7 protein-coding genes are annotated in these 12,845 nt (G+C 63.2%); 5 read left to right on the top strand and 2 right to left on the bottom strand.

Going from position 1 to position 12,845, the window contains the following annotated elements; translation table 11 throughout:
• Window positions 1-62 precede the first annotated feature (62 nt).
• Entirely contained in the window at window positions 63-2,360 is a 2,298-nt protein-coding gene (locus DMO26_RS26605; RefSeq protein ID WP_117195353.1) for an NADP-dependent malic enzyme, read from the bottom strand.
• A gap of 212 nt (window positions 2,361-2,572) precedes the next feature.
• Between DMO26_RS26605 and mutS the strand changes: the two genes are divergently transcribed.
• From mutS to murJ, 4 genes are all read left to right on the top strand, one after another.
• The gene (gene mutS / locus DMO26_RS26610) at window positions 2,573-5,221 is read left to right on the top strand and encodes a DNA mismatch repair protein MutS (RefSeq protein WP_226951432.1); all 2,649 of its coding nucleotides are present in this window, start codon (window positions 2,573-2,575) and stop codon (window positions 5,219-5,221) included.
• A gap of 296 nt (window positions 5,222-5,517) precedes the next feature.
• The gene (locus DMO26_RS26615; RefSeq protein ID WP_117195354.1) at window positions 5,518-6,546 is read left to right on the top strand and encodes a helix-turn-helix domain-containing protein; all 1,029 of its coding nucleotides are present in this window, start codon (window positions 5,518-5,520) and stop codon (window positions 6,544-6,546) included.
• 112 nt (window positions 6,547-6,658) lie between these two features.
• Entirely contained in the window at window positions 6,659-9,496 is a 2,838-nt protein-coding gene (locus DMO26_RS26620) for a [protein-PII] uridylyltransferase (RefSeq protein ID WP_117195355.1), read from the top strand.
• Window positions 9,497-9,601: 105 nt separating this feature from the next.
• The gene (murJ, locus tag DMO26_RS26625) at window positions 9,602-11,188 is read left to right on the top strand and encodes a murein biosynthesis integral membrane protein MurJ (RefSeq protein ID WP_117195356.1); all 1,587 of its coding nucleotides are present in this window, start codon (window positions 9,602-9,604) and stop codon (window positions 11,186-11,188) included.
• 22 nt (window positions 11,189-11,210) lie between these two features.
• On the opposite strand, the gene DMO26_RS26630 is transcribed toward murJ, so the two are convergent.
• A complete protein-coding gene (locus tag DMO26_RS26630) occupies window positions 11,211-11,678 on the bottom strand; it encodes a DUF882 domain-containing protein (RefSeq protein WP_117195357.1) in 468 nt (155 codons plus the stop codon).
• 677 nt (window positions 11,679-12,355) lie between these two features.
• On the opposite strand from DMO26_RS26630, the gene DMO26_RS26635 reads away from it, so the two are divergent.
• Entirely contained in the window at window positions 12,356-12,754 is a 399-nt protein-coding gene (locus DMO26_RS26635) for a VOC family protein (RefSeq protein ID WP_117195358.1), read from the top strand.
• Window positions 12,755-12,845 lie beyond the last annotated feature (91 nt).

The following is a 12,845-nucleotide window of genomic DNA, read 5'->3' on the forward strand; positions in this document are numbered from 1 at the left end:
CAAATATCCGGGCGGACTTAGTCCACTGAACTTAGTCCACCCGGGGCGCTTTTCAACGGGACTTATGTCCCGGCGTTGTAGGCCGCGATCGCCGCCATATTGACGATGTCTGAGTCCTTGGCGCCCATCGAGGTGATCTGCACCGATTTGTCGAGGCCGACGAGCAGCGGGCCGATGACGGTCGAGGCGCCGAGCTCCTGCAGCATGCGGGTCGAGATCGAGGCGGAATGGATGGCCGGCATGATGAGCACGTTGGCCGTGCCGGAAAGCCGGCAGAAAGGATACTGCTCCATCCGATGCGGATTGAGCGCCACGTCGGCCGCCATCTCGCCGTCATATTCGAAGTCGACACGCCGCTGGTCGAGGATTTTCACCGCTTCCCGCACCCGCTCCGAGCGTTCGCCGATCGGCTGGCCGAAGGTGGAATAGGCAAGCAGCGCGACGCGCGGCTCGTAGCCCATGCGTTTGGCGACCCGGGCGGCTTCGACGGCGATATCGGCGATCTGCTCGGCATTCGGCATGTCGTGCACGGCTGTATCGGCGACAAAGATCGTCCGGCCGCGGGAAATCACCAGCGATACACCGATCACCTTGTGACCCGGCTTGGCGTCGATGCAGCGGCGAACGTCCTGCAGCGCGGTGGCATAGTTACGGGTCGTTCCGGTCACCATCGCATCCGCATCGCCGATCGCCACCATCGTGGCTGCGAAATGGTTGCGGTCGTTATGGATCAGGCGCTGCACGTCGCGGTGAAGGAAGCCCTCACGCTGCAGGCGGGCGTAAAGATGATCGATATAGGCATCCACCCGGTTCGAGAGGCGGGCGTTGACGATCTCGATGCCGGGGCGGTCGAGGTCGATGCCGGCCTTTTCAGCCGTGGCACGGATCACGTCGTCGCGGCCGAGCAGGATCGCCGTGCCGAGCTTATGATGCGTGAAGGTGATCGCCGCACGCATGACCTGCTCTTCCTCGGCCTCGGCGAAGACGACCCGCTTGGGGAAGCGGCGGACGCGCTCGTAGATGCCCTGGGTGGTTGCTGCGATCGGGTCGCGACGGGCGGAAAGCTCGCGGCCATAGGCGGCAAGGTCGGCGATGTTCCGGCGCGCGACGCCGCTCTCCATGGCCGCTTCCGCGACCGCCACCGGGATCGCCGAGATCAGCCTGGGATCGAACGGCACCGGAATGATGTATTGGGCGCCGAACCGAGGACGGTTACCCTGGTAGGCGGCGGCGACGTCGTCCGGCACATCCTCGCGGGCAAGGTTTGCAAGCGCTTGCGCGGCTGCGATCTTCATCGCATCGTTGATCTGGGTGGCGCGCACGTCGAGCGCACCGCGGAAGATGTAGGGGAAGCCGAGAACGTTGTTGACCTGGTTCGGGTAGTCGGAACGGCCGGTGGCCATGATCGCGTCGTCGCGGATGCGGGCGACTTCCTCCGGGGTGATTTCTGGATCCGGGTTCGCCATGGCGAAGATGATCGGCTTATCGGCCATGGAGCGGATCATGTCTTCGCTGAAGGCGCCCTTCTGCGACAGGCCGAACACGACGTCCGCGCCCTGCATCGCCTCTTCGAGCGTCCGCTTGCTCGTCTTCACCGCATGGGCCGACTTCCACTGGTTCATGCCTTCGGTGCGCCCCTGGAAGATGACGCCCTTGGTGTCGCAGAGGATGATGTTTTCCGGGTTGAAACCCATCGCCTTGATGAGTTCGACGCAGGCGATTGCCGCAGCGCCCGCGCCGTTGCAGACGAGCTTGGTGGTCTTCAGGTCGCGCCCGGTGAGCTCCAGCGCGTTGATGAGGCCGGCGGCGGCGATGATCGCTGTTCCGTGCTGGTCGTCGTGGAAGACCGGGATATCCATCAGCTCGCGCAGGCGGCTTTCGATGACGAAGCACTCCGGCGCCTTGATGTCCTCCAGGTTGATGCCGCCGAAGGAGGGGCCGAGGTAGCGCACGCAGTTGATGAACTGGTCGACGTCTTCTGTATCCACTTCGAGATCGATGGAATCGACGTCGGCAAAGCGCTTGAAGAGGACCGACTTGCCTTCCATGACCGGCTTAGAGGCCAGCGCCCCGAGATTGCCGAGGCCGAGGATCGCCGTGCCGTTGGAGATGACGGCCACCATATTGCCGCGCGTCGTGTAATCATAGGCCGTCGCCGGATCGGCGGCGATCGCCTTCACGGGAACGGCAACGCCTGGAGAATAGGCGAGCGAAAGATCTCTCTGCGTCGCCATCGGCTTGGTTGGAACGACTTCCAGCTTACCGGGGCGGCCTTCGGAATGGAAATCGAGCGCTTCCTGTTCCGTCACCGAAGCGCGCGCCCGTGCGGCCTTCTCCGTGGCCTTGTCTTTCGCAGGCATGTTCCCTCCAGGTTTTTGTGGGCAGCCGTCCTCTTGGCCGCGGCAGATGTTGTATTACAAGGGCCTTCATCGATAGTGTCGTGAATTCCCGTGCGCAACAAAAAATCGATTCCGTGACCCAATTCGAAAGATTCTCGCCCCAGGCTCAGAGTGGCGAAGCCCTGAATGCCTCCGAGCTCGCCTCGGAAGAAAGCCGTGCGTCGGCGACGCCGATGATGGAGCAGTATATCGAGATCAAGGCGAACAACCCGGGTTCGCTGCTCTTTTACCGTATGGGCGATTTCTACGAGCTGTTCTTCGAGGACGCGGTGGATGCGTCGCGCGCGCTCGGCATCACGCTGACCAGGCGCGGCCAGCACATGGGTCAGGATATCCCGATGTGCGGTGTGCCCGTCCACGCGGCGGACGACTATCTCCAGAAACTCATCGCGCTCGGTTTTCGCGTCGCCGTCTGTGAGCAGGTGGAGGATCCGGCGGAGGCCAAGAAGCGCGGTTCGAAATCCGTGGTGAAGCGCGACGTCGTGCGCCTCGTCACGCCCGGCACGATTACCGAGGAAAAACTCCTCATCGCCTCGGAATCGAACTATCTGATGGCGCTCGCCCGCATCCGCGGCTCGTCCGAGGCGCAGATGGCGCTCGCCTGGATCGATATCTCGACGGGCGTCTTTCGTCTGGCGGAGACCGATCAGTCGCGGCTCCTCGCCGATATCCTGCGCATCGATCCGCGCGAGCTGATCCTGCCCGACACCATCTTTCACGATGCGGAGCTGAAACCGGTTTTCGACGTGCTCGGCAAGGTCGCGGTGCCGCAGCCGGCCGTGCTGTTCGACAGCGCCAGCGCCGAAGGACGCATCGCCCGTTATTTCGGCGTCGGCACGCTGGATGGTTTCGGCACGTTCTCGCGCTCGGAACTCGCCGCGGCGGCCGCGGCGGTCGCCTATGTGGAAAAGACGCAGATTGCCGAACGCCCGCCGCTTGGCCGTCCGGAGCGGGAAAGCGGCGCCTCAACCCTGTTCATCGATCCGGCGACGCGCGGCAACCTCGAACTTACCCGCACGCTTTCGGGCGAGCGCGACGGCACGCTTCTGAAGGCCATCGACCGCACCGTTACCGGCGGCGGTGCCCGCCTGCTCGCCGAGCGGCTGATGTCGCCGCTGACTGATCCCGGCCGCATCAACCGCCGGCTCGATTCCATCTCCTTCCTGCTGGAGGAGCCCAATCTCTGCTCCGGCCTGCGTTCGGCATTGAAACACGTGCCGGATATGCCGCGCGCCCTCTCGCGACTGGCGCTCGACCGCGGCGGTCCGCGTGATCTCGGCTCCATCCTGCAGGGCCTCGAAGCTGCCCGCGGCGTTGCCTCCTTCATGGAAGCCGCCATGCTGCCTGAAGAGCTCGGCGAAGCGCTCGCCGATCTGAAAGCGCTTCCGCTGCATCTGGAATCGATGCTCGCCAACATGCTGGCCAACGAACTGCCGCTCTTGAAGCGCGACGGCGGTTTCCTGGCGGAGGGCGCCAATTCCGAACTGGACGAGGTCCGGGCACTCCGCGATCAGTCGCGCAAGGTGATCGCCGGCCTGCAGCTGCAATATGCCGAGGAGACCAGCATTAGGTCGCTGAAGATCAAGCACAACAATGTGCTCGGTTATTTCATCGAAGTGACGGCCGGCAATTCCGGCACCATGACTGACACGCCGGAAGGCAAGGCGCGGTTCATCCATCGACAGACCATGGCAAGCGCCATGCGCTTCACCACGACCGAACTTGCCGATCTGGAAAGCCGCATCGCCAATGCCGCCGACCGTGCGTTGACCATCGAACTCGAAGCCTTCGAGAAAATGGTATCGGCCGTCACATCCGAAGCCGAAACGATCAAGGCGGGTGCCCGCGCGCTCTCCATCATCGATGTCGCAGCCGGTCTCGCCATGCTGGCCGAGGAATGGAACTATCGCCGCCCGGCGGTCGATGCGACCCGCATGTTTTCGATCGAAGGCGGTCGCCATCCGGTTGTCGAGCAGGCGCTTCGCCGCCAGTCCTCCGGTCCGTTCATCGCCAACGATTGTGACCTGTCGCCCGTAGGGGCCGGCGAATTCGGTGCGCTCTGGCTGCTCACCGGTCCGAACATGGGCGGTAAGTCGACCTTCCTGCGCCAGAACGCGCTGATCGCCATCCTCGCCCAGATGGGCTCCTTCGTGCCGGCGACGTCGGCTCATATCGGCATCGTCGACCGGCTCTTCTCCCGCGTCGGCGCCTCCGACGATCTCGCCCGCGGCCGCTCCACCTTCATGGTCGAAATGGTCGAGACCGCCGCTATCCTCAACCAGGCGACCGACCGCTCGCTGGTCATCCTCGATGAGATCGGCCGCGGCACGGCGACCTTCGACGGTCTCTCCATCGCCTGGGCCGCCGTCGAACATCTCCACGAGGCCAACAGGTGCCGCGGCCTCTTCGCCACCCATTTCCATGAACTGACCGTGCTGTCGGAAAAGCTCACCCGCCTCTCCAACGCCACGATGAAGGTGAAGGAATGGGACGGCGAGGTGATCTTCCTGCACGAAGTCGGCCCCGGCGCCGCCGATCGCTCCTACGGCATCCAGGTCGCCCGCCTCGCCGGCCTGCCGGACAGCGTCGTCGCCCGCGCCCGCGACGTGCTGACCAAGCTCGAAGACTCCGACCGCAAGAACCCCGCCAGCCAACTGATCGACGACCTGCCCCTCTTCCAGGTGGCCGTGCGCCGAGAAGAGGTTAAACGCGCCGGGCCGTCGAAGATCGAGGAAGCGCTGAAGGCAATCAACCCCGACGACATGACCCCGCGCGAGGCATTGGACGCGCTTTATGCTCTGAAGAAGCAGCTTCCTAAATAAGACTTTTCTGAACGTCGCTACGAACGCCTCGCCGGCAGCGTGCCGGATTTCACCGGCAAAGGCATCCTTGCCGCTCGTTGCTCTCGACAGCGAAGGATATCAACGCTCCGACCAATCTGCCTTGCCGGGTTAGGCGCTGCTTGTCTTCGCTGCCCATTGATGCAGCGTTTCACCCTTCCCGAAGCTGTCAGGTCGAATACGGCGGGATATGTTTTCCCCCGCATGGCTTTTACCGGCAGAGATGCTAAACCGATGGGCAAGACTATCATCGAGGCCGCGCTCACAGGGTATCCGCCTTGCTTTCCATCCCCTTGCCCTTCCTTGCCGGCCTCGTCTTCGCGCTGACGCTCTACCGCAGCCTGAAGGGTGTGGAACTGCCGGGAAGCCGGCGGTATTTTTATGCGTTTCTCGTTCTTTACGCCTTGCAGGGCGTCGGCATCGGTCTGAGGTTCGGTTACGGCGTCGATGCGCTTATCCCCTTCCTGCCGGTCTCGGCGTCGGTCATGCCGCCGCTCGCCTATCTTGCCTTCCGGGCGTTGACCGGCGACGGACCCGCCAGACCCTGGCTGCATCTGCTGACGCCGGTCTCGGTGGCATTCGCCGTCGCCTTCCTCCGGGACCTCGTCGATGCGCTTCTGCTGGTTGTCTTTCTGGCCTATGGAACAGCTCTTTGGCGGCTGACGCTGTCCGGCGGCGACGATGTCATGGCCGAGGCAGCCCTGCAGCGCATGCGCCCGGCGCTGAGGGCGGCGCGGCTGGCGGCCGGGCTGATGTTGTTCTTCGCGCTGAGCGACGGCGCACTTGCGGTCTATACCGGCATCTACGGACCGGCCGACGTGCCCTTCGCCGTTGCCCTCATGAACCTTGCCGCAATCGCCGCCGTCCTCGTCTATTATTTCGCTCCCGACTTTTCTTCGGGCCGCCCTCCGGCTGTCGGCAAGGAAGGCCCGACCGAGGCGGACAAGGCCGTGATCGCCCGCGTCGAAGCGACGCTCGACCAGGGAGAGCTGTACAAGAACGAGGACCTGAGTCTCGCGAGGCTCGCCCGCAAGGCCGGCCTGCCTGCCCGCGAGGTCTCGGCGGCTGTCAATCGGGCGACCGGTCTCAACGTTTCGCAATTCGTCAACGATCGCCGCATCGCCGAAGCCTGCCGGCAATTGCGCGAGACGGAAAAGACGGTCACCCAGATCATGCTCGACACAGGTTTTTCGACCAAGTCGAACTTCAACCGGGAATTCCGCCGCGTCACCGGCACGAGCCCCAGGCAGTGGCGGGCCGGGGCCGGCACCGCGCAGGCCCGCGATGCCAGAAAAACACAGGCTTGAACTTCGCATGGCGAAGCAACAACTTTGAAACGCCCGGCGAGGATAATCGTTGGTCAAGGTGCCTCAAAAAGACTATAGCCTCCCACCGCAGGCCGGGCACCGGCAGGATAACATGGCCAGACACGACATCGATTTTTCCGAACTTCTCGACGTTGCCCGCCTCCGGGCCGATTGCCGGATGATCGTCCAGGACAAGGGACGCCCGCAGCTGGAACTGCGCGCCGCGCTGCTGCCGGTGCTGCGCCGGGCGAGCGTGGAGGGGCGCGAGAAAGCCCGACAGCTGCTCCTGAAGGACGGCAGCGGGCTTGCCTGCGCCCGCCGTATCTCATGGCTGCAGGATCAGATCATCTCCGCGCTGCACGACGCGATCGTCGGCAGCGTTTATCCGGAAGGCGCCGATATCGCGGTCGCGGCCGTCGGCGGTTATGGCCGCGACACGCTGGCGCCGGGCTCGGATATCGACCTTCTTTTCCTTCTGCCGGAGAAGAATTCGGAAAACATGCGCAAGGCCGTGGAGTTCCTGCTCTACGTCCTCTGGGACATGGGCTTCAAGGTCGGCCATGCAACGCGTACCGCCGAGGAATGCATCCGCCTTTCCAAGACGGACATGACCATCCGCACCGCCATCCTCGAAAGCCGCTACATCTGCGGCCACGAGCCCTTGGTGAAGCAGCTCGAAACCCGTTTCGACAAGGAAATCGTCGCCGATACCGGGCCGGAATTCATTGCCGCCAAGCTTGCCGAGCGCGACAACCGCCACCAGAAGGCGGGCGACACCCGCTATCTCGTCGAACCGAACGTCAAGGAGGGCAAGGGCGGGCTTCGCGACCTCCACACGCTGTTCTGGATCGCCAAATATTATTACCGCGTCCGCGATACCGCCGATCTCGTCAAGCTCGGCGTACTCTCCCGCGAGGAAACCCGGCTCTTCGAAAAGGCCGACGATTTTCTCTGGGCGGTCCGCTGCCACATGCATTTCCTCACCGGCAAGGCGGAGGAGCGGCTCTCCTTCGACATCCAGCGGGAAATCGCCGAAAGCCTCGGTTACCATTCGCGTCCCGGCCTGTCGGCGGTCGAACGCTTCATGAAGCATTATTTCCTGGTTTCCAAGGATGTCGGCGACCTGACCCGCATCCTGTGTGCGGCGCTCGAGGAGCAGCAGGCGAAGGAAGCACCGGGTCTCACCAAACGCGTCATCAACCGCTTCACCAAGCGGCTGCACAAGATCCCCGGCACGGTGGAATTCGTCGAGGATCGCGGCCGCATCACGCTCGCCGATCCCGACGTCTTCAAGCGCGACCCGATCAACATCATCCGTTTCTTCCATGTGGCGGATATCAACGGCCTGGAACTGCATCCTGATGCGCTGAAGCGCATGACCCGCTCGCTTTCGCTGATCGACAATGACGTGCGCGAGAACGAGGAGGCGAACCGGCTCTTCCTCTCGATGCTGACCTCCAGGCGCGACCCGGCGCTGATGCTCCGTCGCATGAACGAGGCGGGCGTCCTCGGCCGCTTCATCCCGGAATTCGGCAAGGTCGTCGCGATGATGCAGTTCAACATGTATCATCACTATACCGTCGACGAACATCTGATCCGGTCGGTCGAGGCGCTCTCGGAAGTCGATCAGGGCAAGGCGGCCGATATCCACCCGCTCTCCAACAAGCTGATGCCGAGCATCGAGGATCGCACGGTGCTTTACGTCGCCGTGCTGCTGCACGACATCGCCAAGGGCCGCCAGGAGGATCATTCGATCGCTGGCGCCCGAATTGCCCGAAAACTCTGCCCGCGGCTCGGCCTCAATCTCAAACAGACCGAACTCGTCGTCTGGCTGATCGAAGAACATCTGCTGATGTCGATGACTGCCCAGACCCGCGACTTGCACGACCGCAAGACGATCACTGACTTTGCCGAAAAGGTGCAGTCGATGGACCGGCTGAAGCTGCTGCTCGTTCTGACGATCTGCGATATCCGCGCCGTCGGCCCGGGCGTGTGGAACGGCTGGAAGGGCCAGCTGCTGCGCACGCTCTATTACGAGACCGAACTTCTGCTCTCCGGCGGCTTCTCCGAGGTCTCGCGCAAGGAGCGGGCCAAGGTCGCGGAAGAGGCGCTTTTCGAGGCGCTCGGCGACTGGTCGGTCAAGGACCGGCGCGCTTATCTCAAGCTGCATTACCAGCCCTATCTTCTTTCGGTTTCGCTGGAAGACCAGATCCGTCATGCGAAATTCATCCGCGATGCCGACAAGGCGGGTCAGGCGCTCGCCACCGTGGTCCGCACCGACAGCTTCCATGCGATCACCGAGATCACGGTGCTGGCGCCCGACCATCCGCGCCTTCTGTCGATCATCGCCGGCGCCTGCGCCGCCGCCGGCGCCAACATTGCGGACGCGCAGATCTTTACGACGTCGGACGGCCGTGCGCTCGACACCATCATCGTCAACCGCGAATTCACGGTGGACGAGGACGAACTTCGACGCGCCGGTACGATCGGCCGCATGATCGAGGACGTGCTTTCGGGCAAGAAACGCCTGCCGGAAGTCATCGCGACGCGCGCCAAATCCCGCAAGCGCAACAAGACCTTCGTGCTTCCGCCCTCGGTCACGATTTCGAATGCGCTTTCCAACAAGTTCACGGTCATCGAGGTGGAGTGCCTCGACCGCACCGGCCTGCTCGCGGATATCACCGCGGTCCTGGCCGACCTGTCGCTGGATATCCATTCCGCCCACATCACCACCTTCGGAGAGAAGGTCATCGATACGTTCTACGTCACCGACCTCGTCGGCCAGAAGGTCGTCAACGAGAACCGCCAGGGCAATATCGCCGCAAGGCTGAAGGCCGTGATGTCCGAACAGGAGGACGAGCTTCGAAGCGGCATGCCGGCCGGTATCATCGCGCCCGCCCACAACCCCGCCCGCGCTCCGGCGTTGCGGAAGACCAAGGCGGGTGCGTGAGTTGGTTTTGACGCGGGGCCTTGCATGGGAGCTTATCCCCCTCTGCCTTGCCGGGCGTCACCTCGGATACCGGCCTGCCGTCTCCTTCACTACGAGCCCCACCCCATGAGCCTCGTCAAGAAATTCGCCACCGTCGGCGGCGCCACGCTCGGCAGCCGCATCTTCGGTTTCGCCCGCGAAACCTTCATGGCGGCGGCGCTCGGCACCGGCCCGATGGCGGACGTCTTTTATGCCGCCTTCCGCTTCCCGAACCTGTTCCGCCGGCTTTTCGCCGAAGGCGCGTTCAACGCCGCCTTCGTGCCGCTGTTTTCGAAGGAGATCGAGGCGAACGGCGTCGAGGGCGCCAAGCGGTTTTCGGAGGAAGTCTTCGGCGTCCTCTTCTCCGCACTGCTGGTCATCACCATCGTGATGGAACTCGCCATGCCCTGGCTGGTCGAGTGGATCATCGCGCCGGGTTTTGCCGACGACCCGGAAAAGACGTCGCTCACCATCCGCATGGCGGCGGTGATGTTCCCCTACCTCATGTGCATGTCGCTGACGGCGATGATGAGCGGCATGCTGAATTCGCTGCATCACTTCTTCGCGGCGGCGGTCGCGCCGGTCTTCCTGAACGTGGTGATGATCGCGGCGCTCTTATACGGGCTCTGGGCTGGCGCGGAACCGCGGGTGATCGCCTGGTATCTTTCCTGGAGCGTGCTTGCGGCCGGCATCCTGCAGCTCGCCGTGGTTTACGCCGGCGTGCGTCATGCCGGCATCAACATCGGCTTCCGCCGCCCGAGGATGACGCCGAACGTCAGGCGGCTGCTTTGGCTGGCGGTGCCCGCCGCCGTCACCGGCGGCATCACGCAGATCAACCAGATCATCGGCCAGGCGATCGCATCCGGCAAGGAAGGCGCGATCGCCGCCCTCCAATATGCCGACCGCATCTATCAGCTGCCGCTGGGCGTGGTGGGCGTCGCGGTCGGCGTCGTGCTCCTGCCGGAGCTCGCCCGCGCGCTCAAGGCCGGGTTTTTGAAGGAGGCGGCCAACACTCAGAACCGCTCGATCGAATTCGTGCTGTTCCTGACCCTCCCGGCCGCCGCGGGCCTGTGGATCCTCTCCGACGCGATCATCCGCGTGCTTTACGAACGCGGTGCCTTCTCCGCGGAAAACACCGCCGTGGTCGCCTCCATCCTCGCCATTTACGGCATCGGCCTGCCGGGCTTCGTGCTCATCAAGGCGCTGCAGCCGGGTTTTTATGCCCGCGAGGATACCCGGACGCCGATGCGGTTCACCATGATCTCGGTGGTCATCAATTCCGGCCTCGCCATTACGCTTTTTCCCCTGATCGCCGAGCGCGGCATCGCCACCGCCGAGGCCGCAGCCGGCTGGACGAACACGATCCTGCTCTTTTCGACGCTGCTGTGGCGCGGCCATCTGTCCTGGGAATGGGCGCTTGCCAGACGCACGGCCCTGCTTCTCGTCGCAACCGCCGTCATGTCGGCGGCGCTCGTTTATGCGCTTCCCTATGCGGCCTCTTGGCTCACACCCGGCGCGCATCTGGTTCAGCAGGTCCTGGCGCTCGGCTGCCTGCTCGCGCTGGCGATGGTGGTCTACTTCGCTTCCGCCTTCCTGATCGGCGGTGCCGATCTCGGAATGATCAGGCGGAACATGAAGCGGAAGCCGAAGGCGCCCCGGATGCCGCCGGAATAGCGCCGGCCGAATTGACGTCCCGTCAGGACCGGCTGCGGCGTTTGAGGCCGGCCAGGCCCTTTCCTCTGCCGCAATGCGCCCATGTGCGCTTGGGGCCGATATCGACATGCACGATGCCGTTGCAGTAGCGGCCGATCCCGCCGATGCCCGGTGCGCCGGCCGCTGCGGCAAGGATCACCTTTTCGGAAACGCCCGGCACACGGATATCTGCGGCATAACAATGGCTGTGCTGTGATCTTCCGGAATGTGGCCGATGCCCGGACGTCACCATCGGTTTTTGGCCCGTCTCCTTGGCGATATGGGCAAGGATGGCGCCGAGCTTCTCCGGAAAGCAGGCGGTACGGACGCTGATCCGCTGGACGGTGTAGTAGGCGGAGTAATCGTGTTTGAAGGAAGTGCCGCGACGTTTCCGGTTTTCGCCGGCTTCAGTCTGATAGGCCAAGCTTACTGTCATAAGGCAGGCAAGCGCGACGCGAAAAATGATGCGCATGATATCCCCCGAGATGAGACCGTGTCTTCATGACCGGTTAACCGTGGTAATCATTGGGTATTTCATTTCGAAAAGGGGCGCGAATAAGGAGCTTTTTGCTCAAAATTGGGATTTTTGACGCCTTAAAGTCTAACATGCGTTAATCATTTTGGGGGAAAGCGGGGAAGAATTTTGCCTTTCGATACTGCAGATTCAATATCTTGCTTCAAAAGTGGTAGCCGAATTTCCCCGCCCTCCTCTACTACGCCTATAATTACCCCGCTTCCGTCGCCGGAGTGTTTCGCGAGACGTCGCGGGCAGGCGGGAGCCGGCGCTTTCATCGGAACCGTAACGTGCGGGGAAGGTGGAAGAGGTGAAAGCCATGGAGCGCGTGCCCGCAAGGCAGGTGTTCTTATCAAGCCTCCCCCTGGCCGCCGGGCCGGGTTCGGTTGAGCCGTGCAAGTGGCGGAAATGCCACGCAGCGAGGCGAGGTGATCACCTGTAGGGACCGGAAGTCCTGACAAGACGCCGAAGGCCACGCGAATGCGGAGCCACATACTAAATCATTTGAGGTTCCGCATTCGTATGGGCTCTCCAATGTTGCAGATCACGGGCGCCATTCGCCGCGTGAACGATTACGCTTGCCTGATGCCCAGGTATGTTCCAGGCCGCCACCACCAATAAAGGGAGAGCCTCATATGTCCGGTCAGTCCGTCTTTCTCGTCACCCTCCTCGTCGATGACTACGATCGCGCCAAGGCATTCTATGGTGACGTGCTCGGCTTCGAATGCGTGGAAGATACGCCGCTTCCGGATGGCAAACGCTGGGTCGTGGTAAAGCCGAAGGGCGGGCAGGGGGCTGCGTTGCTGCTGGCGCAGTCGGCCAACGATCGGCAGAAGGCTGCGATCGGCAACCAGACCGGCGGCCGGGTCGGCTTCTTCTTGAAGACCGATAATTTTGCCCGCGATCATGCCGCCATGCTGGCGAGCGGCGTCCGCTTTCTGGAGGAGCCGCGACATGAGGTTTACGGCACGGTCGCGGTGTTTTCCGATCCTTATGGCAACACCTGGGATTTGATTGAACACGCGCCCCGTTAAGCCCTTGATCCTGTCCCGCCGCCCGTGCATAAGCCCGCCCGTTAGCTACATGGCCCGCGGGGCGCGCCCGCCGGAGACGTTCACACCTTCC

Source organism: Rhizobium terrae (genome assembly GCF_003425685.1).
GTDB lineage: Bacteria > Pseudomonadota > Alphaproteobacteria > Rhizobiales > Rhizobiaceae > Neorhizobium > Neorhizobium terrae.

Bases quoted from the DNA above. Each gene is read 5' to 3' on its own strand.
- DMO26_RS26635 (WP_117195358.1), top strand. From the start codon at position 12,356: ATGTCCGGTCAGTCCGTCTTTCTCGTCACCCTCCTCGTCGATGACTAC.
- DMO26_RS26605 (WP_117195353.1), bottom strand. From the start codon at position 2,360: ATGCCTGCGAAAGACAAGGCCACGGAGAAGGCCGCACGGGCGCGCGCT.
- DMO26_RS26630 (WP_117195357.1), bottom strand. From the start codon at position 11,678: ATGCGCATCATTTTTCGCGTCGCGCTTGCCTGCCTTATGACAGTAAGC.
- murJ (WP_117195356.1), top strand. From the start codon at position 9,602: ATGAGCCTCGTCAAGAAATTCGCCACCGTCGGCGGCGCCACGCTCGGC.
- DMO26_RS26620 (WP_117195355.1), top strand. From the start codon at position 6,659: ATGGCCAGACACGACATCGATTTTTCCGAACTTCTCGACGTTGCCCGC.
- mutS (WP_226951432.1), top strand. From the start codon at position 2,573: ATGATGGAGCAGTATATCGAGATCAAGGCGAACAACCCGGGTTCGCTG.